This window comes from Gaoshiqia sp. US2 (genome assembly GCF_059705485.1).
On the sequence record NZ_AP048550.1, the window covers coordinates 2,073,715 to 2,099,990 of the forward strand.

A 26,276-nucleotide genomic window follows, 5' to 3' on the forward strand; every position below is an offset into this window, starting at 1 on the left:
TTTCAAAAGTCACCCCCTGCTAAAAAGCAAGACTGGTTTGCATATTTGATATTGGTGACCCTCTTTGTTTCAAGTATTCTCGGTTAGTACTTCGAAGCAATTCAAATACATCAAGCAAACTAATCAGATGTATGCGAACTAACGAAGCCACAACTGAAAATGCTTTTTTTGTTTGGGCCATCTTTTGAATCACTGTCATTAGCAATTGTGCAATTAAGGTGCACCAAACCTGTGTGCGAATGGCATTCTCGTTTTCCCCGTAAAAGTAATGAAGCTGAAAGTTCTGTTTCATTTTTTTGAACAGCAGCTCGATGCCCCACCGTTTTTTGTATAAGAACGCTATTTCTTCGGCCGTACTATCCATGCTATTGGTGATAAACTCATAATACCGGTTCTTTTCATCCTGATAGCATACTTTTTTCAGGCGAAGGGTTTTCTTCTGCTTTGTTTGTTTTTTGCCATTTTCATCTTCAGGAGAGTACTCAATTTCTATGATTTCCTCCCGAAGTACCATTGCTTTTCCTTTCTGTTTTTGATGTTCCTGCAACACTTCAATGACCGTATAAAGGGCATTTTTCTTGATCCGGGTAACAAAAAAGACCGATTTACTTGTCCACAAGGCAAACTGATGGTAATAGTTATAGGCCCGGTCGAAAACAACCATACTGTACGAGATCAGTTCCAGTTCCTTCAAAAAGTTTTTGTCGTGTACTTTGGCTTCGGTTATTTTAATAAACCGTCCAACCGATTGTACTGCATCAATGAGCATATGAACCTTTAGCCCGCCTTTCTTTTTGCCATCGTTCTTGGGATTGCGTCCAACTCCTTTCAGAATATCACTGAATAACCGGATCGTGGTCGAATCGATCAGTAAGACTTCTTTAAAGGTGAGGCCAAAGGTTCGGCTGTCCGACAAAAAACTTTGATAATGGTGTACCAATTTAAAATAAACATCTTCAAAGAACTTGTTGTCCCGGTTGCGCATCCCATCGCAAGCGGTACTTTTGGCTGGCGCTTCTTCAAGCCCCAAATGGTTCAGCTTTCCGCCCAAAGCCCGCAGCCCTTCACATATCTCGGTCATCGAGTCGCACCGGCTAAAGATGCCAAAGAGAACCGTGATCAAATGTGTCTTTGCCTTAAAAGCTTTATAGTAATAATCAGCATTGTGCTTCTTTACTATACTGGTCAAACTGATGCCCTCTATTAAACTAATCACTTGTTTGAAAATCGGCTGTCCGACAAAATTTATTTCTGTATTTTTGCTCATGTTGAAGTTTTTTCGCAAAACAAACTTACAACATGGGGCCAAACCTTCGGGGAGTAACCCCTATTTATTTTTTTCCCCGTTCAGTAGTGATACTTTATCTCATTTTTGCTGTAAGCACCCATGATGTCCTTCAGCCTGAGAAGATAAACCCGGTTTCGATTGCTTGCAACCTGATTGGGATCGACAAATTTAAAGAATTATTTGTTAAATATGAGAAGAAAAATTCAGCTTAAATCATATTTTTCAACCCCTTTAACGCTTTTTAAACAGAGTCATGCGGGGCTGAGTATTCCGGAGCTCCGGCAAAATCAACGGTAAAAACCGGCTTCATAGACGGTCTGGTTGTTTTTCGAATCGCTGACCACCAGTTTGAGCTGATGTTTTTTGTTGAACTCCATCCGGCCAGGATCAAACCGGTACTCCAGCAGGTTATTTTTTGCATCGTATTCAAATAAAACCCACTGCCCGTCAATTTCTCCGCGATAATCTGAAATCCCGGAAAAGTCGTCGCTGATGATGAAACTGATTTTGGTTTTGTCGGTGATTATGCTCCGGTTCTGGATGTTAAGCGGTCTGATCACCGGCGGAATGGTATCAATAGCGATGGCAAAGCTGCCCAGTTGACGTATGCTTGCTTCAACCCATCCGTGGCTGAACTGACCGCCAAGCGCCCATTTTTGTCCGGTTTTTTCATCAACAGCCGCGATCAGCGCTTTGCCTTCGAGCTGTTTAGGCAAATCAATCGCTTTGATACGCAGTTCGAAATACTGGTGCACCGGAATTTCTCCGTTGTGTAGTTTGTAGATGGGCGAGTAATACAGCTTATGGGATTGCCTGAGCTGGTAATCCAGCATAAAATCGTTATAAAATGTGCCTGCTTTAAAATTCGCTTCCAGGCCTTCCTGTTCAATATGAAGAGGTTTGTCGTAATGTGCCGGAATACCCGGCCGTTGGATTTTACTCACGTTCGATTGTTTGGATTGGATTTTAAATGAAAACCTGCTTTCGTTGCCGTTTACATCTTTTACCCGGTAATCGACCGTATGGATTTTTCCATCGTCAAGACGGCTGATTCCGCGGTTGACCAATACCGGGTAATTCGTCAGCTTGTTTCCCGGTTCAACCCAGTTTTTGTGCAGTCTCCGGTTATTTCGCTGAAAGTGCCCGTAATCGATGTGGCTGTTCAGGTACCGCGTTTCATCAAAGCTCAGTTTATCCATTTTAAACAGGTACACGGTTTTGTTGTCGATGGCTAATTCGATCGAATACACGCCGCATTTGCTCCAGCTTCCGTTCAGGTAATCGAGCGTTTGGAGGCCGAAACCAATTTCTCCGTAAACCGGGATGACCGGATTATTTTTTAAATGATAGGCGCCGTTGTAAAAAACAGTTTCCACCCGAAAGGGATCAGTTTTGCTGTAAACGTGGGCATCGTCGGAGAGCGGGTAAAGTATGACCGATAGGATTTTTGGCGCGGTATCGTCGTGAAGCCGGAAATGTTTAAGCAAAGGATTGACCGGTTGTTGTGTTTTGGTGTCCCTGATTTCAAAATGCAGGTGCGGCCCGCCCGAACTCCCGCTGTTGCCGCTGTACGCGATCAACTCGGTCTTGTTTACAGCAAATTTTCCTTTGGGAACCGCGATGTCAACCGGAAACGATTCTTTTTCATATTGAACGGATTTGGTATAAGCAGCCAACTCGTCATTTAGTTTGTCAAGATGTCCGTAAACGGTTGTTGTACCGTTGGGATGATCAATATACAAGGCCAACCCGAAGCCGGAAGGAGATACAAGTATCCTCGATACCTCTCCTTGGGCAGCCGCATATACCGGCAAACCGGTCCTTCCTTCAGTCCGGATATCGATTCCCGAATGGAAATGATTCGATCGTAATTCGCCGAAATTACCGGATAAAGACAGCGGAATTTTCACCGGATCTGCATAATAAGCGGTTTCAGGCGCTTGCGGATATGCAATTTTGCATAGCATAACCGCGAGGATCAAAGTCCAATGTTTCATGGCAAGGGTATATTTTTCTGTTGTGTAATACAACCTGCGGCTTATAAGATTTGTTTAAGCGGGAGTACTATTCAACAAATAAAGTTATCTTCGTGTTAACAATTGGGCAAAAATATTAATTTTGTCGAAGAAAGCATGCGGTGATGACTGAGCAGGATCAAATTTTACTGGAAGATATCAAGGCAAAACTCAGGCTGTTAATCAAGAGGCACGACAGTGCGAAGGCTGAAAAGAAACAGCTTCAGATGCAAATTGCTGATTTACAAAAGGAAATTGCCGGATTGAAAACGGAAAATGAATACTTGGTCAAAAAGTATGAAGATTTAAAAGTTGCGAAAATTTTATCGGTATTAGACGGCGAAAAGAAACAGGTAAAACAACGCATCAACAAAATAGTGCGGGAAATTGATAAATGTATTGCTCAATTAAATGTGTAGCTGATACATCGGATAAATGACAGACGAGCTTTCAATAAATATTAACATTAACATTAACGGAAGGGTTTACCCGTTAAAAATTGAACGGAGAAACGAGGAGAGGTATCGGAAAGCTGCTAAAATGATTAATGATATCGTTCTTGCATACAAACAAAAGTACGTTAACCAGGATGCACAGGATTTTTTGGCGATGACTGCTTTTCAGTTTGTATTGAAAAATCTGGAAATGGAAGAAAAAGTAGACGAAACCCCGCTTATTGAGGAGTTGAAACTACTTGACGAACAATTGAACGATTATTTGTCATTAAACGAATAAAAATACAATATATCGGGCCCGCTTTTGATTCAGTGTTTGTTTGAGGTATTGACACTGAATTGAAATGCTGGCTTTTTTATTAATTATAAGTAACAATTAACCAAGATGGAAATAATATTATACGTGATTTCTGGTTTTCTCGGTGGTGGGGTAGCTTCCTATTTTTTATGGGAAAAAGCCATTCGGGGGAAGAAAAGAAAGATTCTTCGCGAAGCTGAAGCGGAAGGAGAAGTGATTAAAAAAGATAAGATGCTTCAGGCCAAAGAAAAGTTCCTTCAACTTAAGGCCGAACATGAAAAGTATATCAACGAAAAGAACAATAAAATCGGGCTCCTCGAAAATAAACTGAAACAAAGGGAAACCGGTTATTTGCAACGGAAAGAAGAGTTTCAGCGTAAGGTGAAGGATTTTGAAACGGAAAAGAAAGAGGTGGATATCATCCGGGAGAACCTGATGCTTCAGATGAACATGATTCAGCAAAAAGAAGATGAGCTGGAGCGTTTGCACCGGCAACAGGTGGAGCAACTGGAAGCCATTTCCGGTCTGTCGGCCGAAGAAGCCCGGGCCCAGTTGGTCGAGTCGCTGAAAAGTGAAGCCAAAACCGAAGCCATGTCTTACATCAACGAGATCATGGAAGAAGCCAAGCTGACGGCAAATAAAGAAGCGAAAAAGGTGGTGGTTAAAACCATTCAGCGGGTAGCTACCGAAACGGCTATTGAAAATGCCGTAACCATTTTCCACATCGAAAGTGATGAGATTAAAGGCCGGATTATTGGTCGCGAAGGCCGTAATATCCGCGCTCTGGAAGCTGCAACAGGCGTTGAAATTATTGTTGATGATACGCCCGAAGCAATCGTATTGTCAGGCTTCGACCCGGTTCGCCGCGAAATTGCCCGTTTAGCCCTGCACCAGTTGGTGACCGATGGCCGGATTCACCCGGCCCGTATTGAGGAAGTGGTTTCAAAAGTGAAAAAACAGGTTGAAGACGAAATCATTGAAACCGGTAAACGGACAACCATCGACCTGGGTGTTCATGGCCTGCATCCCGAGCTGATCCGCCTGATCGGTAAAATGAAATACCGTTCGTCGTACGGACAAAACCTGCTGCAGCACTCGCGCGAAGTGGCGAACCTGTGTGCCATCATGGCATCGGAACTGGGGCTGAACCCAAAATGGGCAAAACGCGCCGGATTGTTGCACGATATCGGGAAAGTGCCCGATGACGAGCCGGAATTGCCGCACGCTGTACTGGGGATGAAACTGGCCGAAAAGTACAAAGAGAAACCGGAAATTTGCAATGCCATCGGGGCTCACCACGACGAAGTGGAAATGCAAAGCTTGCTGGCCCCTATTGTTCAGGTTTGTGATGCTATTTCAGGCGCCCGTCCGGGAGCCCGCCGCGAGGTGGTCGAATCGTACATCAAACGTCTGAAAGCCCTTGAAGACCTGGCGCTTTCTTATCCGGGCGTGTTGAAAACCTATGCGATCCAGGCTGGTCGCGAATTACGCGTGATTGTGGGCAGCGACAAGATTTCGGATAAAGAAACCGAACAATTGTCGTACGATATTGCCAAACATATTCAGGACGAAATGACTTATCCCGGACAGGTTAAGATTACCGTTATCCGCGAGTTGCGTGCTGTAAACTATGCAAAATAGAAATATGACTACCGTAGCATAATATAGAAGAGGCTGAACTCATTTGAGTCAGCCTCTTTTTTTCACTAAACTAACCCAACCAACAACCTGCTTATGAAAAGAAATTTACTCTTTTCTTTTTTCTGTTTTTTTCTTTCCCTTTCAATTAACGCCCAAACTTACGGCGGGTTCGTAGCTTCAAATTTGCCGCTGGTCTCCATTTATACCGATGGATGCGATATCCCCGATGACCCTAAAATTGAAGCCCGGATGGGGATTGTCTGGAACGGTGCCGGGCAAATGAATGCACCCTCCGACGATTTTAACCATTATAACGGAAAAATTGCCATTGAAATCCGTGGCTCGTCTTCACAAATGTTCCCGGAAAAGTCATATGGTTTTGAACTGAAAGATGAAGCCGACGAAGATCTGAACCAGGCCTTGCTGAATATGCCCGAAGAAAACGATTGGATCCTCTATGCCCCATACTCTGATAAGACCCTGATCAGAAATGTGCTGACATTCACGCTCGATGCTTCGTTGGGGCATTATTCGCCGCGCTGTCGCTATGTCGAATTGTTTCTGAATGATGAGTATCAGGGGGTATATGTGCTGATGGAGAAAATTAAACGGGATAAAAACCGGGTAGATATTGCCAGGCTGTTGCCCGAGGAAATATCGGCCGAAGAGATCAGCGGGGGCTACATCATCAAAATTGATAAAAGCACAGGCGGCGGAGGAGAGGGATGGTATTCGAAGTATATCAGTAAAAGCAATAAATACACCTATTTCCAATACGAGTACCCCAAATCGGAGACCATGGCCTATCAACAAAAGCTGTACATCCGAAACTATGTCGATAAAACAGAAAAAGCCTTATTCGATAATAACCTGGATGGAGAAAACGGCTTCCGGAGTCTGGCCGACGAATCCAGCTTTATTGATTATATGCTGATGAATGAGCTGTCGAAAAATATTGACGGATACCGTTTAAGTACGTTTTTGTATAAAGATAAGGGTGAAAAGCTGAAACTGGGGCCTATCTGGGATTTTAACCTGGCCTACGGGAATGCCAACTATTACAGGGGTGAATATGCCTCAGGCTTTCAGTTTCAGGCCGACCTGGGTGATGATTACTGGCAGAATCCGTTCTGGTGGAAAATTTTGTTTGCCGACAACACCTTTCGCCGTAAGTTGAAAGAACGTTGGCAAAGCTTACGCCGCCACGAGCTTTCGGATCAACGGATTACTTTTGTGGCTGATAGCCTGACTGCTTTGCTTCATCAGGCCCAAACCCGTAATTTTTTGCGTTGGCCCGTTTTGGGCGAGTGGGTCTGGCCCAATGCCTATGTGGGGCCTACTTATCAGTCGGAGGTGAATTGGATGAAAAACTGGATCGGAGACAGGCTGGCCTGGCTCGACAGAGCGATTGACGATTTGTACGTGGCGCCCGTGGAAGAAGAGTTGGCCGAAATATCCGTTTACCCCAACCCGTTTTGGGAGAAATTGCATGTTCAGCTTAACGACGAATTTACAGGAAATCTGATCTTACAGCTTTTTAACTTGCATGGCTCTCTTCAAATAACGCGGGAACTGGACAGCCAAATCAATCCTGTGCTGATTGAAGGGCTGCATATTTTGCCTGCCGGCGTTTACCTGATCCGGCTGACTTCAAACGACCGCGTTTACTATTCGGGCAAGCTGGTGAAGTATTGATTTTGATAAATGAATGTAAATATTCAGGGACGGGTGGATTTCAGGCTTCGGTACTCAGGAGTATTTTTCTATCTTTGCGCCATCAAAAAACAGATTCATGCAAGAGAAAATCCTAATCCTTGATTTCGGTTCCCAATATACGCAGTTAATCGGACGGCGGGTGCGCGAACTGAATATCTATTGCGAAATTCACCCGTTTAATCATTTCCCTTCCATTGACCAAAGCGTTAAAGGAGTGATATTAAGCGGAAGCCCCTTTTCTGTTCGCGACGAGAATGCCCCCCGACCCGACCTTTCGGCCATTAAAGGGAAATTGCCTTTGCTGGGCGTTTGTTACGGAGCACAATACCTGGCCCATTTTTTTGGCGGCGAGGTGTTGCCATCCAACTCGCGCGAGTATGGCAGGGCTAATTTGGGATACATCGATCAGGAAAACGAATTATTCAGGCATATGACCCTGGATACGCAGGTTTGGATGTCGCATGGCGATACCATTGAATGTCTTCCTGAAAATTATAAAGTGATTGCCTCGACGGCTGATGTGAAAAATGCAGCCTATAAAATATATGGCGAAACGACTTATGCCATTCAGTTTCATCCCGAGGTTTACCATACCACCGAGGGCACACAGTTGCTGAAAAACTTTGCCGTGGATATTTGTGGTTGTAAACAGGACTGGACGCCGGATTCGTTTATCGAAACAACCGTCTCCCAATTGAAAACAAAGTTGGGAAATGACAAGGTTGTACTGGGCTTATCGGGTGGGGTCGACTCGTCTGTCGCAGGGGTTTTGCTGAATAAAGCCATCGGTAAAAACCTGACCTGTATTTTTGTTGATAACGGCCTGCTTCGGAAAAATGAATTCGAAAGCGTGCTGGACTCATACAAGGATATGGGCTTGAATGTGATTGGAGTAAATGCCAGGGAGAAATTCTGGAACGACCTGAAAGGCATTACCGAGCCGGAGCAAAAACGCAAAATTATTGGCCGCGATTTCATTGAAGTGTTCGATGAAGAGGCTCACAAAATAAAGGATGTCAAATGGTTGGCGCAAGGAACGATTTATCCCGACGTGATTGAATCGGTCTCGGTGAACGGGCCATCGGCAACCATCAAGTCGCACCATAACGTGGGCGGCCTTCCCGAAAAAATGAACCTGAAAGTTGTGGAGCCGCTGAACCTGTTGTTTAAAGATGAGGTGCGCCGGGTTGGCAAAGCGTTGGGCATCAAAGATGAACTACTTGGCCGTCATCCCTTCCCCGGCCCCGGATTGGGTATTCGAATCCTGAGTGATATTACACCCGAAAAAGTTCGGATACTGCAGGAAGCCGACGCGATCTTCATTAACGGTTTGAAAGAATGGAAACTTTACGACCAGGTGTGGCAGGCCGGTGTGATGTTGCTGCCCGTTCAGTCGGTTGGCGTCATGGGCGATGAACGTACTTACGAAAACGTGGTCGCTCTCCGGGCGGTGATGTCAACCGACGGGATGACAGCCGACTGGGTCCATCTGCCATACGAGTTTCTGGCTAAGATGTCAAACGAAATTATCAACAAAGTGCGCGGAATCAACCGTGTCGTATACGACATCAGCTCAAAACCACCCGCAACCATCGAGTGGGAATAAAGGTACAAAGGGAGGTCGTTGACTTCCCTTTTTTAGTGGATTTCAGCAAGCAAATTCTTGTTAACATTTATTATCGGTCGGGTTTTTGTATCTGCCTGATATTGTTTTATCTTTATCGGTTCATGAAATTTAAAATGTGAGAGGATGAGCAGTCGAATAAAATTAACCGGAATCAGTTTAATTTTCATTTTTGGTTTGTTTGTATTCAGTCCGGTGGTGCAAGCACAGGATATGCAGGCCAATATGATGAAATTCGGACGTTTATTACGCCTGATTGAAAGCTATTATGTGGATACGACCGATATCAATAAGTTGACCGAAGTGGCCATTAACGAGGTTCTTGAAAAACTGGACCCTCATTCCGTTTATATATCGAAAGAGGAAGTGGAGAAGATGAACGAACCGCTGAAAGGAAGCTTCGAAGGAATTGGGATCTCATTCAACATCATGAAAGACACCTTATTAGTCGTATCGATCATCCCTGGAGGACCTTCTGAAAAAGTAGGCCTTTTCCCCGGCGACCGGATTTTGGTGGTCGACGGGAAACCAATTGCCGGCGTTGGTCTGAAAAACAGCGACGTGATGGATATGCTTCGCGGGGATAAGGGAACCAAGGTTAGCCTGAAAGTACAGCGGAAATCAAGCGCCGACCTGCTTGATTTTACCATAATTCGCGATAAAATACCGATCAACAGCCTCGACGCGTCATACATGATCAATGATGCAACAGGCTACATCAAGTTAAACCGGTTTTCGGCCACCACCTCCGATGAATTTTTAGCGGCGATTAAAGATTTAAAAAAGACTCCCGGCTTTAAAAACCTGCTACTTGATCTGCGGGGAAACGGCGGCGGCTATCTGACCGCGGCAATTGAGCTGGCCGATCATTTTTTGATGGCTTCGCGTTTGGTGGTTTATACCGAAGGAGTCCATGATAAGCGTAAAGAATACCGGTCAACGGCTCTGGGCGAATTTGAACAAGGCAAGCTGATTGTTTTAATCGATGAAGGATCTGCGTCGGCGAGTGAAATTGTGGCCGGAGCAGTTCAGGATTGGGACCGCGGGATCATCATCGGTCGCCGGTCGTTTGGAAAAGGACTGGTCCAGCAGCCATTTCCGCTGAACGATGGTTCGATGATCAGGCTGACCACGGCCCATTATTATACCCCAAGCGGACGAGGGATACAGAAACCCTATCAGAACGGCTTGGAAGAATACCGCAAAGATTATCTGACCCGTTTTGAAAACGGGGAGCTTTTCTCGCAAGACAGCATTCATTTTGATCAAACCCAAGTGTACGAAACGCTGAAGAGTAAGCGAACCGTTTACGGCGGCGGTGGTGTGATGCCCGATATTTTCGTCCCGATGGATACTTCTGCCAATTATGTGTATTATAACCAGTTGGTCCGCAGGAATATTTTAAATACGGTGGTATTGAATTACCTGGATGCCAACCGGGATAAGCTAACAAAACAATACCCCGAATTTAAATCGTTTAAAGATAAATTTGTTGTGTCGGATGACTTGATCACCACGATGGTGGCCGAGGCAGATAAAGAAAAAGTCGAAAAAAATACGGAAAGCCTCGAATTTGCCCGGCCCATCATTAAAAAGCAGGCGAAGGCTATCCTGGCACGCAGTATGTACGGCTCCGGATACTATTATCAGATTATCAACCAGGATGAAAAAATAATTGAAAAAGCGCTTGAGGTGCTGGTAAATAACTCGGAATACGATAAGCTCCTGGTAGAAAAGTAATGACATGACTGATATGATCCTAAATTGGCTGGAAGCTAATTACATTGAGGTACTGGGCTCGGTACTCGGGCTGGTGTATATCATCTTGTCAATCAGGCAAAATATACTGACCTGGCCAATTGGACTGATCACTTCTGCCTTGTACGTGTATGTATTCTTTGTGTCGAAGTTTTATGCCGATATGGCCTTGCAGGTCTATTATGTTATTGTAAGTATCTATGGCTGGTATTTTTGGTTGAAAGGAAGTCCTGACAGGAAAACGCGCCTGCAGGTGAGCTTTACGCCACGAAAACTTTGGATAGCCCTGGCATTGGCTTCCCTTTTGTTTTTTCTGATAATTGTTTTTATTCTGAAAAATTATACCGATTCGCCCATCCCGAACGGCGATGCACTGACCACTGCGCTCAGCCTGGTAGCGACCTGGATGCTTGCCCGGAAATACCTTGAACACTGGTTAGTCTGGATTTTTGTCGATTTCCTTTCAGCCGTTTTGTACGCACTTAAAGGCTTGTGGCCCACTACGATTTTATTTGTCGTGTACACCGTCATGGCTGCTTTGGGTTATATCAGTTGGAGAAAAAATCTGTTGAAAACAAGCAAAACCGGCTTGGTTAGCTGTGTTTAAAATCTGATCAGAAACAGCGTATACCAGGTAATTTAAAAATGAATGAAGAAAATAATAGTGATCACCGGCCCCGAATCGACAGCGAAGAGTACGCTTACCAACGAATTATCCGTGTATTTTAAAGCGGCTTCCTATCAGGAATATGCCCGCGAGTACCTGGCCGCCAAAGGATCCCGTTATACCTGGGATGATGTGGTTGAGATTGCCCGGGTTCAGCTCCGGCAGTATCATGAAGCCCGGAATTCTTCCGAAGAGCTGGTCTTTTTTGATACCTGGCTGATCATCACCAAAGTTTGGTTTGAATGGGCTTACAAACAGTTACCCGATTGGCTCGAACAGGCCATTAGCGAGAATCCGGTTGATTTGTACCTGCTTTGTAAACCCGATCTTCCCTGGGAGCCCGATCCGCTTCGCGAGCATGGCGGCGCTGAGCGGGAACAATTATTTCAAATCTACAAACAGGAACTGATTAATCGCGGGTTCCCGTTTGTCGAAATCGGAGGATTGGGAGGGGAGCGCGTTTTGAATGCTGTTAAGGCGGTGAAATCCATTCTTTGAAATTAATCGGGTCGTTAAAGGAATTTAGGGCCCGGCTGACTTGTATTTCAGATAGAAAAAGATGACTTTTGTTAGTGTTTTACGAAACTGTGGAACAATGAATATAGCTTCTGATATCACCCAACTGATTGGCCGAACGCCAATGGTTAAGCTGAACCGGGTTACAACCGGTTGTTGCGCGCATGTTTATGCCAAGTTAGAATCCCAAAACCCAGGCGGTTCGGTCAAAGACCGTTTAGCCCTGGCGATGATCAGAGCTGCCGAGCTGAAAGGTTTAATCAGGCCGGATACGGTTATTATTGAACCTACCAGTGGAAATACCGGAATTGGGCTGGCGCTGGTTTGCGCCGTTCGTGGATACAAATTGCTGATTGTTATGCCCGAAAGTGTTTCGGTTGAGCGCCGGCTGATCCTGAAAGCATACGGGGCCGGGTTGGTGCTGACTTCGGCTAAAGGCGGGATGAAAGAAGCCATCGCCCGGACTGAAGAATTGGCTCAAACGATTGAAAACTCCTTCGTACCCATGCAATTCGAAAATCCGTCGAATGTTGAAATGCACCGTATCACCACGGCCGAGGAAATCTGGGCGGATACCGACGGGCTGATTGATATTTTTGTGGCGGGCGCCGGTACGGGTGGAACCATTACCGGTGTTTCGGAAGCGCTAAAGCATAAAAAACCAGCTCTTTACAGCGTAGTTGTCGAACCTGAAGGTTCTGCCGTGCTGTCGGGCAAAGGAGCCGGGCCGCATAAAATACAGGGAATTGGTCCGGGGTTTATCCCGAAAATTCTGAATACAGAGATCTACGACGAGATTTTTCCGGTTGAGGATGACGTGGCCTTTGAACAGGCTCGCGTATTGGCAAAAGAAGAGGGAATTTTTTGCGGGATCTCTTCCGGCGCCAATGTGTATGCGGCCCTGCAAATCGCCAAACGTGAAGAGAACAACGGCAAACACCTGGTTGTTGTGATCTGTGATACGGGCGAACGCTATTTAAGTACCACCTTATTTAATGACGAGAAAAATGCAATTTGATCATATCATAATCAGTAAAATCAACCGGGCTGTTGATCAGCTGGCTGATGCGGCAACCTACAGTATGGTTTGCCACGAGCACCGTCTTGGAGAACCGATCCCTTCAACGGAAAAATTGACCAGGATTGTTAACATGTCGCGCGAAATTTTATTTCCCGGCTATTTTGGCAACACCAGTTTACGTCAGGATGCGATTCGCCACTATATGGGGGTTTATGTGGATGAATTGTTTGAACTGTTGTCCGAACAAATCATGGCAGGTCTGTGCTTTACCTGCGACGACCCGAAAACATTCGATATGCAGGAACGGCAGCGGTTTGCGCAGGGCCTGGCATCCGATTTTATATCCTACCTTCCCGAGATACGCCGCTTGCTGGTGACCGATGTGGAGGCCGCGTTCCTGGGCGATCCGGCAGCCAAAAGCCGCAGCGAGGTCATCTTTTGCTATCCCGCCATCCGGGCCATCTCAAACTACCGCATTGCTCACCGTTTGCTCGAGCTGGGAGTTCCGCTGATTCCGCGTATTATCGGTGAAATGGCCCATTCCGAAACCGGGATTGACATTCATCCCAAAGCCCAAATTGGCGAATCGTTTACCATTGACCACGGAACCGGCGTGGTGGTTGGTTCGACCTGTATCATCGGGAACAACGTGAAGCTGTACCAGGGGGTCACTTTGGGAGCCAAAAGCTTTCCGCTGGATGAGCAGGGTAACCCGATTAAAGGGGTGCCACGTCATCCGATTGTGGAAGATAACGTGATTATCTACGCACAGGCCACGATCCTGGGCAGGATTCGCATTGGTAAAAATTCGGTGATCGGGGGCAACGTTTGGGTGACCAATAATGTACCTCCCGACTCCAAAATTGTACAGTTTAAGGCCCGTGAAACTTCGTTTCGTGACGGTGCAGGCATTTAATTTCTTAAAAAGATGACGGAAAAAAATCAACTGGTAGCGACCACCTATGCCGGACTGGAAGAGGTGCTGGCCCAGGAATTGCTTAGCCTGAATGCCGACGAAGTTCAGGTGGCCCGCCGGGCTGTTTATTTCTCGGGTGAACTGGATTTGGTTTACCGGGCCAATTATTCGCTGCGAACAGCATTAAAAATTCTGGTTCCTTTAAGGACATTTAAAATACATAAAGCCGACGACCTTTACCATCAAGCGTCAAAAATCAGGTGGGAAGATTATTTCTCACCTGATAAGACATTTGCGGTACAAAGCAATGTGTTCAGCGAACTGTTCCGGAATTCGATGTTCGCTTCTTTAAAACTAAAAGATGCCGTGGTCGACCGCTTTCGACGGGCGCTCAACAAGCGTCCTTCGGTGGATACAAATTCTCCCCAGGTATTGATCAATCTTCATATTGCCAGTAATGAATGTACTGTTTCGCTCGACAGCAGCGGCGAATCGCTGCATAAACGGGGATACCGCACCGGTAACCACGAGGCGCCGATCAGCGAAGTGCTGGCTGCCGGTATGCTTAAACTGGCGGGATGGAGCGGGAAAGAGCCGCTGACCGACCCGATGTGCGGATCGGGAACCATTGTGATTGAAGCGGCCATGCTGGCCAAAAACATACTGCCCGGTGAGTTGGGCCGAAAGTATGCTTTTCAGAATTGGAACGATTTTGATCAGACGTTGTTTGAGAAAATCGAATCAGAAGTCGTCCATGAGCCGGTTAATTTTAAGCTTTACGGGTTTGATCTTTCACGGAAATACATTGATCTGGCCTCCCGGAATGCCGAAAAGACCGGGGTGGGGGACCTGGTGAAACTCGAAATTGCCGATTTTCGTTCTCTTGAAAAGAAAGATGATTCAAATTTCCTCCTGTTCAACCCGCCATACGGCGAGCGAATTGAGGCAGGTGATGAATCTTTTTATTCCATGATCGGCGAACGGTTGAAACACCATTATCCGGATACCGAGGTCTGGATCATCAGCACGAATGAATGTCTGAAATCAATTGGATTAAAACCCGCGAAAAAAATTCCCCTGTTTAACGGGGCCTTAGCCTGTAGCTTTCGAAAATACGAGCTTTACAAAGGTTCGCGCAAGTAAGGTGAGAAGAGAGGGAAGGCGTTCCACCGGAGCGCCTTCCCTTTTTTTAAAATGTATTTTTTACCGGTTAAAATCAAGCTGGTATTTAAATCCGACGCTGATCCACCGGCCCGGCTGAGCCAGATTCCCGATATCAACATACGATTGATCAAACAGGTTGCTGACTGTCAGGTAAATCGAGGTAGCGTCTTTTTTGTAATAAACCTTCAGGTCGGTCAGCCAGAATGGTTTGTAGGCAGTCATGCCAACACTTTGCGTATCCTCAAAGCGCTCGTAGTTTCCATTTCTGTCCTGATAACGCAGCTTCCAGGAAGCATGAATATTTCTCCATACCGAATGGTCGAGGTTAAATACCAGTTTGTGCTTCAAGTTGTCCAGAACATAATTCGACAGGTAATTGCTTTCACCCTTATCCAGTTTATTGTAGGAATAGTTGGCGCCAAGGTTGCGGATAAAGAACTTCCGGCCGGTTAAGCGGTTCAGGTTCAGCTCGGCAGCCAGTTCAATACCGTCGGAAATAATTTTGGTCAGGTTGCGGGTTTCCCAGTTATAGTCTTCGCTTTCCCTGACCCAGTCAATCAGGTCTTTTCCAACACGGTGGTAATAAAGAGACTGGGCTGTTAACCAGTTGTTTCTGAATTTCAATCCACCTTCGGCGGTAGTTGATTTTTCGGGTTTCAGGTTGGGATTTCCCTGGTTGTTTGGTCCGCTGTAATACAGGTCGGTATAGGTTGGCATCCGCAGCGATTTGTTCAGGGAAGCATAGGCTTTCAGCTGATCGGTCAGTTGATAGCTCATATCGATGCCCGGGTAAACGTTCCAGTCGAAATTCAAATCCGAAATCCAGTTGGCCATCACTCCTGCCGAGGCGGTGAACCGTTGTATGTAAAAGGTGTGTTCGGCAAAATACGATACGGTGGTACGCGAATGCGACCGGGTGAACTGCCTGCCTTTTTCTCCGGGCACATCAAGCGGTTCGTCCATGGGTTCGCCCAGAACGTTGCTCCAGATGTTTTCGGACCGGAATTCGGCGCCCAAAGCCGTTTTTCCCAAATGGCTGCTGAACCAGCTGTTCAGGTTGGCGCTATATACATCGGTCATGTGATAATTGTGTCCCGTGTACCAGCTCGCCGGGTTGTCGCGGAAAAGCTCAAAGCGGTCGTGGTGGCGTCGCCAATACAGGGCCGGCGTGATATGCAGTTTGTCGCCGGTTTCCATTTTTACCGAAGCAAAGGTCGTTCTGGTTTCCTCAAACTGGTTGGGGAACCTCGGGGTGTAAAAACTGTTTGCCCCGAATGCTTTGTTTGAATGACCGATTTGAACATCCAGTTTACCGGGAGACGTTTGAAGCTTCCCGTGGTAAAAAATGTTGTAGGTCTCAAAATCGGTGTTTTCCAGGTATCCCGACGAGGCGGTCTGGTTCACAGCGATAAAACTGTTCATTTTTCCCTGCCTGAGCTTACCTGAAACATTGAGATCCCGCAGCCCGTGTTCTCCAAAAGCTACGTCCATTTCCAAAGCATTGGCATCATCGGTGTCGGTCACAATGTTGATGGCGCCCGAAAAAGCATTGGGACCATAAACACGGGCCGATGGACCGTTTAAGATTTCGATACGTTTGATACTTTTTAAACTAACCGGCAAATTCAGGTTGTGGTGGCCGGTTTGCGGATCGGAAAGATTGATCCCGTTGAGGAGAATGAGGGTTTGGTCGAACGAACCGCCTCTGACCGAAACGTCAGCCTGGATACCGTAGGTCCCTCGTTGCCGGATGTCGACACCTAAGGCATATTCCAGGAGGTCCTGAATACTGCCGGCGGGGGCCGCCTCAATTTGTTCACGTTCAATCACGGATACAATCCGTGCCACCTGCGAATAACTGACAGGTGCTCTCTGGGCGCTGACCTCGATCTCATCAAGATCATACTCCATGTTTACATCCAAACCGGTGGTTTGTGCAAAGGTTTCATCGGGCAGGGCAACTGTAAGATAAGCCACCGCCAGTACGGCGATACGGACTTTTCTTTTTAATGCCCGGAACAATGAATATCCATGTCCTCCCCATTGTTTGAATGTAATCACTTCAGCCCGTTTTGGGTTGTAATTACATTTTTTCATTAAAAATAAATTGATCTAAAAAAAGACGGGCGTAAATGTAAGGAATTATTTGGATGAAGTTTAAAGCGGATGAAAAGAGCCCTTCTTTTTAAAATACTAAAAATTCAACGATTTTGAAATACGAAGAATCCAATTTTGTCTTGTTTGAGAACATATGGTCATAGGTGAACAATTTTATGTAAACCCCGTAACACCTCAAAGCCGTGAATAATTCGGGTTCATCAATTTTATTTATTCATGATAAATAAAATCGAATAATAAAAGACCTGAAATTCTTTTTTAAGAACCGATCCTTATTTATATTTGTTCTAAACAAAAAAATCGCTGCCATGACACAACTACAGTTTAATAACGCGCTGCTCAGCTTGCAGGATAAATTACTTTATTACGCGCTGAGCCTGACGTCTGATCAGGAAAAAGCACAGGACTTATTGCAGGAAACTTTTCTGAAAGCGTTGACGTATCGTGACAAATTTGCCCAAAATACAAACTTCAAGGCGTGGATTTACACGATCATGAAAAACACATTCATCAATAACTACCGGAGAAACGTAAAAGCTAAAAATACGTTTGACGGGTCGAACAACGATTTTCACTTAAAGTTTTCAAAAGACAAAATTTATCCTTCTCCGGATTCATTTTTCAGTTCAAAAGAAATTTTGAAAAATATTCATGCGCTTGAAGATGAATACAAAGTGCCGTTTACCATGTTTTTGGATGGTTATAAGTACAAAGAAATTGCAGAGCATTTGAATTTGCCCTTAGGAACGGTAAAGAGTCGTATCTTTTTCACCCGCAAGAAACTGGAAAAGGCATTAAAAGATTACGCTAATTAAGCGTGAGTTTTAAATAGATTTGATCATATCGGGTACAAAAGTGGTTCGCGTTGCGAATCACTTTTTTTGTGTTTATACTTGTATGGAACAAAAAATCGGGATAACATGAAAAAAATAGCAGTTCATTTGGCAACCGGCTTCGAGGAAATTGAAGCGATCACGATTATTGATGTGCTTAGGAGGGCCGGAATGGAAGTTGTTATGGTTTCGATGAATGAGGAAAAAACGGTTAGCGGTTCTCACCAAATCCCGGTGGTGGCCGACAAACTTTTTTCGGAGACTGACTATAAGCAGGTTGATATGATTGTGTTGCCCGGCGGTATGCCCGGGGCGAAGAATCTGGATCAGCATGAAGGCTTGCGGGCTCAGATTTTAGAATTTAACGAACAGGGGAAACCGCTTGGAGCGATCTGTGCCGCCCCCCTGGTTTTGGGACATTTGAATCTGCTTAAGGGGAAACAGGCGGTGTGTTACCCGGGTTTTGAAAAAGAACTGATTGGTGCGACGGTGAAAAATCAACCGACCCTGGTGGATAAAAACATCGTGACCGGGCGAGGGGTAGGGGCAGCGTTAAACTTTGCCCTGCAAATTGTCGAAATGCTTGCCGGTAAACAAAAGGCCGATCAACTGGCCGGGGCAATGCTGGTACAAACCAGGTAATCACGATGGATTTTTACCGAGCGGAATGGTAAAACAAAAAGTACTTCCTTTTCCTTCTTCACTTAATGCCCAGATTTTACCCCCGTTAATCTGGACAAATTCGTGACAGAGGATTAAGCCTAAGCCAGAGCCGTCTTCGTTGTTTGTTCCCCTTCGCTTTACCTTGGGATCGATGCTGAACAGATTTTGAAGCTCCCGTTCGCTCATCCCGATCCCTTCATCTTTTACGCAAACAGTGATATCTGTTTCCTGATAGCTGATCACTGTTTTTACAGCGGAGCCTTCGTTTGAGAATTTGATGGCATTATTGATCAGGTTGCGAAGTATGGTGCCCACCATCATGGGGTCGGCGTAAACAAACAGGTTGTCGGGAATATCCGTCTCAAGCCGGATGCTTTTTTGTTCGGCCACCGGTTTCATCAGACTGTGGATCCGGTCGTATATCTCACTTAACTCTATCCGAACCGGCTCGTATTGTATCCTTCCGGTTTGAGAACGGCTCCAGTCCAGTAAATTTTGCAACAGGCGAAACAGGTTATTGGTTGCCTGGTAGATGTCTCCGGCATACTTCTTCCGTTCCGTATCGTTAAACCGGTCATACTCCTGATTCAACAGGTACGAATAGCCCATTATGGTGTGCAGGGGATTTTTTAAATCGTGGGCAATAATGGAGAAGAGTTTATTCTTTGAAACATTCATGATTTCAAGCTCATTTTTTTGTGTTTCAATCTGCTTGTTCTTCTGGTTCAGTAAGATATTGACCTTCTTTTTGTTGTAGTTGCTGAATGAGATATAAACGATCACCACCATCAGCAGCAGAATGACTACGATGCCAAACAGACGGATTACTTTGTCTTTTTGAATTTGCAAGTGAGCAATCTCCCGTTCTGAGTTGAGATGAGCGATCTCTGCTTCTTTTTTCTCGATTTCGAATTTCTTTTCCAGTACGGCTATCTGCTGGAGTTGATTCTCCTGCCTCATGCTGTCGCGATAAACAATGTGCTGCCGGTAAGCGTCAAAAGCCTCCCGCGTCCGGCCCAGCATTTCGTAGGTGACCGACAGGTCTTCGTAGTATCGTTGGCGGATGAAATGCCCGAGTTTATTGGCGATGGCCATATTCAAACCTTCGCGGAATACCTGCAACGCTTTATTCAGGTTTCCCATAGCCCGGTAAACGCAGCCCGTGCCTTCCAGGACAAAGGTTTTGTTTCTGACATCTTTCAGTTCGTCAAATACGGTATAGGCCTCTTCGTAATAGCTCAGCGCCTGTTGCAGGCTGTCTCCTTCATCGACATAGATATTGGCGATGTTGTTCAGAGCAATCGCTATCCTGCGTTTGTCGTCCAGCTGCCTGAAAATTTGAAGAGACCTGCCGTAGTTTACCTTCGACGAATCCAGCTGCCCCAGGTTATAATATCCTACGCCCATTCCGTTGTGGTTGACCGCAATACTGTACAGGTCGTTGATTTCCCGGTTAATGACAGATGCTTTCCGGTAGTTCTCGATGGATACCTCGTAATACCCCAGCCGTGAATACACCATTCCCATGTTGGAATAAACATGGGCCAATTCGTGCCTGTCCGAAACATTTTCCAGGCATTTGAGCGCTGCAAGCTGGTTTTCAACGGCCAAATCGTATTCACCTTTGTAATAATGAACCAAGCCAATTGAATTATAGGTGTCCCCCATGCGTTCGTTGTTCCCCAGTTCGGAATAAATGGGCAGGGCTTCTGTGTAATAATGAAGAGCCTGCCCGTATTGGTCGTGGTAATAATAACATTCGGCCAGGTTTGAATACGCGTTGGCCGAGATTTCGCGGTTGGGAATGCTTTGTCCCAGCGATAAGGCCTGCCTGGCAAATTTCATGGATTGGGCGCTGTCTGACTGGTATAACATGAATGAGAGCTGATTCAATACCGCTGCCTTAGCTTCACCCTGAAGTTCAGGTAAAACTGCTTTTAGGCTGTCAACATTCTGCTGCGCAAAGAGGTTGAAGTGAACAAAAATCAGATACAACAGTATAATTCTTTTCATAGGCACATTGCATCATTACAAAGATGTTGAATTTATTCGAAAACCCGATTGCTTTTTTTGAGGTGAAGCTGCGGATTGAACCGAAAAGAAAGTAGAATTTAGGTTGGTTTTATTTTTCAACGTGACGGATGATCCATTTTTGTCAAAGAATTTTAACCGTTTTGAGAGAAATATAATTAATTTGCTGGGTGTTGGGTTAAAATAAAGTGCAAAATGAATAAAATACCAGAAGTTTTTTTATTCGTAATGGTTTTTCTTTGTTTATGGCTAAGTGTTTTAAACCTCGAATTTTATACTTATGGATATGAAAAAACTACCTTCCATATTTACCGCCTTTCTGTTCCTGGTTACGAATTCCATTCTTTTTATTGGTTGCGATAATCGCGAACATCAGCCGGAGTATCGGGTTGAGTCCTTATCGACGGGATGGAAAATGCAGCCTGAAGACCAGTTAAGCGGGACGGAAGAAAAATCGATTTCAGAAAATGAATTTGACGCGGCATCCTGGTACGAAGCCATTGTCCCCGGAACGGTGCTGGGCAGCATGGCTACAACCGGCGTGATTGAGGATCCGTACTTTGGGATTAATATGCAGGATATTGATCCGGAACAGTTTAAACAACCTTGGTGGTTCAGGACAACATTTCATTTGAGTGCCGGTGACCTTCGGAAAAATATATCGCTTCGTTTTAACGGAATAAACTATCGCGCCGATTTATGGATCAATGGCCTGAAAGTAGCCGGAAAAGACAGTTTTTCCGGGACTTACCGGATGTTCACCTTTCCCGTTAACGACTTCGTCAGGGAAGGGGAAAATACGCTGGCCCTGAAAATGTGGCAGCACGAAGACGGAGAGTATTCGATTGGCTTTGTCGACTGGAACCCGCTCCCGCGTGATCGGAACCTGGGGATATTTCGGGAAGTATTTCTTGAGGTGAATGAAGGAATTAAAATACGGAGTCCTTTTGTTTATGCCAAAGTGAACACCGAATCCAAAGACGCCGCCCAACTATTCATTCAAACCGAAGTGGAGAACCATACCGGTAAAGCGGTGACGGGAACCGTGCGGGTTGATTACGAATTGGGTGTAGTTGAAAAAAAAGTAAGTCTTCAACCCGGCGAAACCTTATCGTGCCGGTTTACACCAGAGGAGTTTAAACAGCTTGCGGTGACAAACGTGAAACTTTGGTGGCCCAATGGAATGGGCGAACCCAGCATGTACCGGTTGAACACTGAGTTTTTGACCGGCAACAAAGTGATCGATCAGGTTGAGAAACCATATGGAATTCACGAAATCCGAAGCTACCTGGATGAAAATAAAAACCGGGCCTTCGAAATTAACGGCAAATTTGTTTTGCTGAAAGGCGGCGGCTGGACGGATGATGTGTTGCTTCAGGATACCCGTCAATCGGTTGAAGCCCAGTTGCGGTACGTCAGGCACATGAACCTGAACAGCATTCGTTGCGAAGGTTTTTGGGGGAAAGACGAAACCTTGTATGATTTGTGCGATGAGTATGGAATCCTGGTCATGATTGGCTACAACTGCCATTGGGAGTGGGAAGAATACTTGTTGAAGCCCACGCACGAAAAATACGGAGGCGCTGTCACCCCCGAAGATATTGATTTATTGGCCGAATCGTGGAAAGACCAGATGCTGTGGCTGCGGAATCATCCCAGCATTTATGTTTGGATGCTGGGCAGCGACAAACTTCCCCATCCCGATCTGGAACGAAAATACATCGAACTGTTCAAACAGTACGATCCCTCGCGCAGTTACATCACATCGGCAGGCGGGGCCGGAACCGAAAACAACAATGTGGTGGCGGAAGTTCCCCTGGTGAGTGACATCAGCGGCCCAACCGGAATGAAAATGATGGGACCTTACGCCTGGACACCCCCGCATTACTGGTTTACCGACACGATTCTGGGCGGTGCGTGGGGCTTCAATACCGAAACCTGCCCGGGAGCCAGTATTCCGCCCGTGGCCTCGCTGCGCAAAATGCTTCCTGAAGAAAGTTTATGGCCGATCGATAAAACATACTGGGAATACCACACCGGCAGAAACGAGTTTACGAGCCTCGACCGCGACCGTGCCGCCATTGACCAACGATATGGAAAATCATCCAATGTCGAAGAGTTTTCGTTTAAAGCGCAGGTGAACAACTACGAGATCATGCGCCCGATGTTTGAAGCTTTTGTAGCCCATAAACCCAAAAGCACCGGACTGGTGCAGTGGAAGCTGAACTCGGCCTGGCCCGAACTGATCTGGCAGTTGTACGATACTTACCTGCAACCGAACGGCTCTTTTTACGGGGTGAGGAAAGCCTGCACCCCGGTCCACGCGATTTACCGCTACGGATTCGACGATATTTACCTGGCCAACGAAGATTTGCAGGATCAAACCGGGTTAACGGTTAAAATCAGGATCTTGGATATTCATTCCAACGAAATTTTTGCCGATCAGTGGGAAGGAGGTATTTCTTCCAATATTTCGAAGTTCATTTACAAACTTCCTGAAATTAAAAACCTCACACCGGTGTATTTTCTGGCCCTGAATGTGTTTGAAAAAGGCGGGCGCGAAGTGGATAACAGCATTTATTGGTTATCGGTAAAAAAAGATGTTTTGGATTATGAAGCGTCCAAAAAATTATCGTGGCCGTTTTATACGCCGACTAATCAATTTGCTGATTTTACGGCGCTTGACCGTTTGCCAAAAGTCAAGCTAACGTTTGACTACCGGTTTTCGAAAGAAGATCAGTTTGGGAAGGTTTCGCTGACAGTTAAAAATCCTTCGGCGACCATCGCCTTCTTTAACTTTTTTGACCTGCTTGACCCGCAAACCGGCCTGCCGGTGCTACCTGTTTACTGGGACGACAATTACGTGACCCTTTTGCCCGGAGAAGAACGCGTTTTCGATGCCGCTTACTTCCTTTCTGATTTCGACGGTGAAAAACCCATCATTGAAGTTAGAGGATGGAATGTGGAGAAAATCACTTTAAACTAATTGACAGATGAAAAGAAACTATTTTGTGGTCGTACTGATCATGTTTGTGTTCTTTATCATTTCATTTCTTACCAATATTTTAGGACCACTGATCCCTGATATTATCAAGGATTTTGAAGTGAGCAAAGCAATGGCGGCATTTCTGCCTTTTTCATTTTTTATTGCCTACGGGGTTTTCTCCATTCCCTCGGGTATTGTCATCGAAAAGTTCAGCGAAAAACGGATTATGGTATCGGCTTTTGGGGTTTCTTTTCTGGGCGCATTGCTGTTTTCGGTGCTTCCTTCCTTTCCGGTGGCGATGCTCTCGCTTTTTATGATCGGATCGGGAATGGCCATGCTGCAAGTGGCGATCAACCCGTTGTTGCGCGTTGCCGGTGGCGAAGAACATTTTGCCTTTAATTCGGTGATGGCACAGCTTGCCTTTGGTATGGCATCGTTTCTTAGTCCGCAACTGTTTTCGTATCTGGTACTGAACCTGGAAAAATATTCAGAAACCGGAAACTTCAACCTGTTGATCCGGACACTTCACGGGCTTGTGCCTTCCGGCTTACCCTGGGTGTCGCTGTACTGGATTTTCGCACTCATCTCGCTGGTTATGGTCGTGCTGATGGTGGCGGTTAAACTTCCCGAAGTAAAACTTTCGGAAACAGAAAAAGCAGGGGCCTGGTCGAAGCATGTTGACTTATTCAAAAATAAAACGGTGATCCTCTTTTTTGTTGGCATACTGGCCTACGTGGGAACCGAACAGGGGGTTGCCAACTGGACCTCTCAGTTTTTATACGAGTATCATGGTTTTGACCCGCGCCTCGAAGGGGCCGATGCCATTTCGTTGTTCTGGGGATTGCTTACGGTCGGGTGTCTTTTGGGTCTGATCTTATTGAAGTTTCTGGACAGTAAGTTGGTGTTGAAACTTTTCTCCGGCGCGGCGATCATCAGTTTGACCGCCGGGCTTTTTGGGCCGGCCCAGGTGGCCTTGTGGGCTTTCCCTGCCGTTGGCTTCTTTGCTTCGGTAATGTGGTCGGTCATCTTCTCACTTGCCCTGAATTCCGTGAATGAAAATCATGGCGCTTTCTCCGGGATCCTGTGTTCCGGTATTATTGGCGGCGCCATTGTTCCTTTAATCATTGGAGCCCTTGGCGATCTCATCGGACTCCGGGGCGGAATGACTTTTATTTACCTGACGCTCGGTTTTATTTTCAGCATTGGTTTTTGGGCTAAACCACTGATTAATAATAAAACCGTCAGTTTGAAAAAAATCAATAATTAGACTAAACGATGGCAACGCAATTGGCAATTTTGGGTGGTTCCCCAATTCGGGACACAAAAACAAATCCCTGGCCCAAATGGCCGGCTTGGGACGAAAAAGAAGAAAGGGCTTTGCAGGAGGTGCTGAACAGTGGTGTATGGTCGTACAACGGACCAAAAGAAACAGCGTTTAACAAACAGTTTGCTGAATATACCGGAACCAAATATGCCGTTTGTGCAGCCAACGGAACTGTTACCCTGCAAATGGCGCTGGAGGCTTGCGGCATCGGTATCGGCGACGAGGTCATCCTGCCGGGATTGACCTGGCAGGCAACCGCGGCAACCGTGCTTGATGTGAATGCTGTTCCTGTTTTGGTTGATGTTTGTGAAGATACCTGGTGCATCGACCCGAAAGAAGTAGAGAAAGCAATTACGCCACGCACAAAGGCGATCATCCCCGTTCATCTATACGGCAGCTTTGCCGATATGGATGAAATTTTACGGATTGCAAAAAAATACAAACTGTGGGTGATTGAAGACTGTGCCCATAAACACGGGGGAGAATGGAACGGTAAAAAGGCCGGAAGCATTGGCGATATCGGCAGTTTCAGCTACCAGTTGTCGAAACATTTAACAGCAGGTGAAGGCGGTTCGCTGACGACCAGCAACTTTGAGTTGTACGAAAAGCTGGATGCCTTGCGTAACTGCGGCAGACGGCCCGAACCGGAAAGTTTGGCGAAGGCCGATAAAGGCGAAGGCGTTTATTTCGATGCCGGAAATTTTATTCAATCGGGAAATTACCGGATCACCGAATTCCAGGCTGCTATTCTGTTGGAAGGTTTGAAACGATTGCCCGAACAGAATCGCGTGAGGGATGAAAATGGCATTTACCTGAATTCGCTTTTAGCCGATATTGCGGGGGTGATGCCCATGCGAAGGGATAAACGGGAAACAAAGGAAGCCTATTTCAATTTTGCATTCAGGTACAACAAAGACGAATTTAAAGGATTGCCCGCCGAAAAGTTCAGGGCGGCGCTCACGACCGAATTGGGCATCGAAGTAACAGCCAGTTATATTCCGTTGAATAAATGCTCGTTGTATTCGCCATTGACTAAACCAGCGCGTCATCAACTGAACGATGCCTATTGGGCGGCGATTGACCCTGCCCGGTTTAATTTGCCTGTCTGCGACAAAATCCATTTTGAAAGTTCGGCCTGTATCCATCACAAAATATTGTTGGGAACAAAGGCCGATATGGATCTTATTGCAGCTGCAATCTGCAAAATCTATGGCCATGCAGAGTTGCTGTTTTAAATTTTCA

General features: G+C 45.9%; 20 protein-coding genes. 16 read left to right on the forward strand and 4 right to left on the reverse strand.

Annotated elements, in window-relative coordinates; translation table 11 throughout:
* Positions 1-19: 19 nt before the first annotated feature.
* A complete protein-coding gene (locus AC6H3C_RS08200) occupies positions 20-1,267 on the reverse strand; it encodes an IS4 family transposase (RefSeq protein ID WP_497517007.1) in 1,248 nt (415 codons plus the stop codon).
* A 308-nt stretch (positions 1,268-1,575) separates the two neighbouring features.
* The gene (locus AC6H3C_RS08205) at positions 1,576-3,285 is read right to left on the reverse strand and encodes a M23 family metallopeptidase (protein ID WP_497520253.1); all 1,710 of its coding nucleotides are present in this window, start codon (positions 3,283-3,285) and stop codon (positions 1,576-1,578) included.
* A gap of 143 nt (positions 3,286-3,428) precedes the next feature.
* On the opposite strand from AC6H3C_RS08205, the gene AC6H3C_RS08210 reads away from it, so the two are divergent.
* The 11 genes from AC6H3C_RS08210 to AC6H3C_RS08260 all read left to right on the forward strand — a co-directional run bounded on the left by AC6H3C_RS08210 (position 3,429) and on the right by AC6H3C_RS08260 (position 15,058).
* Positions 3,429-3,722: a coiled-coil domain-containing protein gene (locus AC6H3C_RS08210; RefSeq protein ID WP_497520254.1), complete on the forward strand. Its 294-nt coding sequence runs from the start codon at positions 3,429-3,431 to the stop codon at positions 3,720-3,722.
* A gap of 16 nt (positions 3,723-3,738) precedes the next feature.
* Positions 3,739-4,038, forward strand: coding sequence for a cell division protein ZapA (locus AC6H3C_RS08215; protein ID WP_497520255.1), 300 nt, complete (start codon positions 3,739-3,741; stop codon positions 4,036-4,038).
* Positions 4,039-4,143: 105 nt separating this feature from the next.
* Complete coding sequence (gene rny, locus AC6H3C_RS08220; protein ID WP_497520256.1) at positions 4,144-5,697, forward strand: ribonuclease Y; 1,554 nt, start codon at positions 4,144-4,146, stop codon at positions 5,695-5,697.
* A 93-nt stretch (positions 5,698-5,790) separates the two neighbouring features.
* A complete protein-coding gene (locus AC6H3C_RS08225) occupies positions 5,791-7,392 on the forward strand; it encodes a CotH kinase family protein (RefSeq protein ID WP_497520257.1) in 1,602 nt (533 codons plus the stop codon).
* A gap of 97 nt (positions 7,393-7,489) precedes the next feature.
* Positions 7,490-9,019: a glutamine-hydrolyzing GMP synthase gene (gene guaA, locus AC6H3C_RS08230; protein ID WP_497520258.1), complete on the forward strand. Its 1,530-nt coding sequence runs from the start codon at positions 7,490-7,492 to the stop codon at positions 9,017-9,019.
* Between the two features lie 144 nt (positions 9,020-9,163).
* Positions 9,164-10,777: a S41 family peptidase gene (locus AC6H3C_RS08235; protein WP_497520259.1), complete on the forward strand. Its 1,614-nt coding sequence runs from the start codon at positions 9,164-9,166 to the stop codon at positions 10,775-10,777.
* Positions 10,778-10,781: 4 nt separating this feature from the next.
* Positions 10,782-11,402: a nicotinamide riboside transporter PnuC gene (gene pnuC / locus AC6H3C_RS08240; RefSeq protein ID WP_497520260.1), complete on the forward strand. Its 621-nt coding sequence runs from the start codon at positions 10,782-10,784 to the stop codon at positions 11,400-11,402.
* A gap of 42 nt (positions 11,403-11,444) precedes the next feature.
* A complete protein-coding gene (locus AC6H3C_RS08245; RefSeq protein WP_497520261.1) occupies positions 11,445-11,960 on the forward strand; it encodes an AAA family ATPase in 516 nt (171 codons plus the stop codon).
* Between the two features lie 97 nt (positions 11,961-12,057).
* Complete coding sequence (gene cysK / locus AC6H3C_RS08250; RefSeq protein WP_497520262.1) at positions 12,058-12,996, forward strand: cysteine synthase A; 939 nt, start codon at positions 12,058-12,060, stop codon at positions 12,994-12,996.
* Positions 12,986-13,915, forward strand: coding sequence for a serine O-acetyltransferase EpsC (epsC, locus tag AC6H3C_RS08255; protein ID WP_497520264.1), 930 nt, complete (start codon positions 12,986-12,988; stop codon positions 13,913-13,915). Before cysK ends, epsC begins: the two co-directional genes overlap by 11 nt.
* A gap of 12 nt (positions 13,916-13,927) precedes the next feature.
* Complete coding sequence (locus tag AC6H3C_RS08260; protein ID WP_497520265.1) at positions 13,928-15,058, forward strand: THUMP domain-containing class I SAM-dependent RNA methyltransferase; 1,131 nt, start codon at positions 13,928-13,930, stop codon at positions 15,056-15,058.
* Between the two features lie 60 nt (positions 15,059-15,118).
* Here the strand turns inward: AC6H3C_RS08260 and AC6H3C_RS08265 are convergent, their stop codons facing one another.
* Positions 15,119-17,176 (reverse strand): TonB-dependent receptor plug domain-containing protein, encoded by a 2,058-nt coding sequence (locus AC6H3C_RS08265; RefSeq protein WP_497520266.1) that lies wholly within the window; start codon positions 17,174-17,176, stop codon positions 15,119-15,121.
* A gap of 329 nt (positions 17,177-17,505) precedes the next feature.
* Here AC6H3C_RS08265 and AC6H3C_RS08270 point away from each other — a divergent pair, with 329 nt between their 5' ends.
* Both AC6H3C_RS08270 and AC6H3C_RS08275 read left to right on the forward strand, forming a co-directional pair.
* The gene (locus tag AC6H3C_RS08270; protein WP_497520267.1) at positions 17,506-18,012 is read left to right on the forward strand and encodes an RNA polymerase sigma factor; all 507 of its coding nucleotides are present in this window, start codon (positions 17,506-17,508) and stop codon (positions 18,010-18,012) included.
* 105 nt (positions 18,013-18,117) lie between these two features.
* Positions 18,118-18,672: a DJ-1 family glyoxalase III gene (locus tag AC6H3C_RS08275; protein ID WP_497520269.1), complete on the forward strand. Its 555-nt coding sequence runs from the start codon at positions 18,118-18,120 to the stop codon at positions 18,670-18,672.
* On the opposite strand, the gene AC6H3C_RS08280 is transcribed toward AC6H3C_RS08275, so the two are convergent.
* Positions 18,673-20,706: a tetratricopeptide repeat protein gene (locus tag AC6H3C_RS08280; protein WP_497520270.1), complete on the reverse strand. Its 2,034-nt coding sequence runs from the start codon at positions 20,704-20,706 to the stop codon at positions 18,673-18,675.
* A gap of 304 nt (positions 20,707-21,010) precedes the next feature.
* Here AC6H3C_RS08280 and AC6H3C_RS08285 point away from each other — a divergent pair, with 304 nt between their 5' ends.
* The 3 genes from AC6H3C_RS08285 to AC6H3C_RS08295 are packed head-to-tail and all read left to right on the forward strand — an operon-like array spanning position 21,011 to position 26,269.
* Positions 21,011-23,710, forward strand: coding sequence for a glycoside hydrolase family 2 protein (locus tag AC6H3C_RS08285; protein ID WP_497520271.1), 2,700 nt, complete (start codon positions 21,011-21,013; stop codon positions 23,708-23,710).
* A 7-nt stretch (positions 23,711-23,717) separates the two neighbouring features.
* Positions 23,718-24,977, forward strand: coding sequence for an MFS transporter (locus AC6H3C_RS08290; RefSeq protein WP_497520272.1), 1,260 nt, complete (start codon positions 23,718-23,720; stop codon positions 24,975-24,977).
* 8 nt (positions 24,978-24,985) lie between these two features.
* Complete coding sequence (locus tag AC6H3C_RS08295; protein WP_497520273.1) at positions 24,986-26,269, forward strand: DegT/DnrJ/EryC1/StrS family aminotransferase; 1,284 nt, start codon at positions 24,986-24,988, stop codon at positions 26,267-26,269.
* Positions 26,270-26,276: the final 7 nt, after the last annotated feature.

Coding starts and splice junctions, on each gene's coding strand:
- AC6H3C_RS08200 (WP_497517007.1), bottom strand. CDS start 1,267: ATGAGCAAAAATACAGAAATAAATTTTGTCGGACAGCCGATTTTCAAA.
- AC6H3C_RS08210 (WP_497520254.1), top strand. CDS start 3,429: ATGACTGAGCAGGATCAAATTTTACTGGAAGATATCAAGGCAAAACTC.
- AC6H3C_RS08245 (WP_497520261.1), top strand. CDS start 11,445: ATGAAGAAAATAATAGTGATCACCGGCCCCGAATCGACAGCGAAGAGT.
- guaA (WP_497520258.1), top strand. CDS start 7,490: ATGCAAGAGAAAATCCTAATCCTTGATTTCGGTTCCCAATATACGCAG.
- AC6H3C_RS08235 (WP_497520259.1), top strand. CDS start 9,164: ATGAGCAGTCGAATAAAATTAACCGGAATCAGTTTAATTTTCATTTTT.
- rny (WP_497520256.1), top strand. CDS start 4,144: ATGGAAATAATATTATACGTGATTTCTGGTTTTCTCGGTGGTGGGGTA.
- AC6H3C_RS08260 (WP_497520265.1), top strand. CDS start 13,928: ATGACGGAAAAAAATCAACTGGTAGCGACCACCTATGCCGGACTGGAA.
- epsC (WP_497520264.1), top strand. CDS start 12,986: ATGCAATTTGATCATATCATAATCAGTAAAATCAACCGGGCTGTTGAT.
- AC6H3C_RS08285 (WP_497520271.1), top strand. CDS start 21,011: ATGAAAAAACTACCTTCCATATTTACCGCCTTTCTGTTCCTGGTTACG.
- AC6H3C_RS08290 (WP_497520272.1), top strand. CDS start 23,718: ATGAAAAGAAACTATTTTGTGGTCGTACTGATCATGTTTGTGTTCTTT.
- pnuC (WP_497520260.1), top strand. CDS start 10,782: ATGACTGATATGATCCTAAATTGGCTGGAAGCTAATTACATTGAGGTA.
- AC6H3C_RS08225 (WP_497520257.1), top strand. CDS start 5,791: ATGAAAAGAAATTTACTCTTTTCTTTTTTCTGTTTTTTTCTTTCCCTT.
- AC6H3C_RS08270 (WP_497520267.1), top strand. CDS start 17,506: ATGACACAACTACAGTTTAATAACGCGCTGCTCAGCTTGCAGGATAAA.
- cysK (WP_497520262.1), top strand. CDS start 12,058: ATGAATATAGCTTCTGATATCACCCAACTGATTGGCCGAACGCCAATG.
- AC6H3C_RS08215 (WP_497520255.1), top strand. CDS start 3,739: ATGACAGACGAGCTTTCAATAAATATTAACATTAACATTAACGGAAGG.
- AC6H3C_RS08295 (WP_497520273.1), top strand. CDS start 24,986: ATGGCAACGCAATTGGCAATTTTGGGTGGTTCCCCAATTCGGGACACA.
- AC6H3C_RS08265 (WP_497520266.1), bottom strand. CDS start 17,176: ATGAAAAAATGTAATTACAACCCAAAACGGGCTGAAGTGATTACATTC.
- AC6H3C_RS08205 (WP_497520253.1), bottom strand. CDS start 3,285: ATGAAACATTGGACTTTGATCCTCGCGGTTATGCTATGCAAAATTGCA.
- AC6H3C_RS08280 (WP_497520270.1), bottom strand. CDS start 20,706: ATGAAAAGAATTATACTGTTGTATCTGATTTTTGTTCACTTCAACCTC.
- AC6H3C_RS08275 (WP_497520269.1), top strand. CDS start 18,118: ATGAAAAAAATAGCAGTTCATTTGGCAACCGGCTTCGAGGAAATTGAA.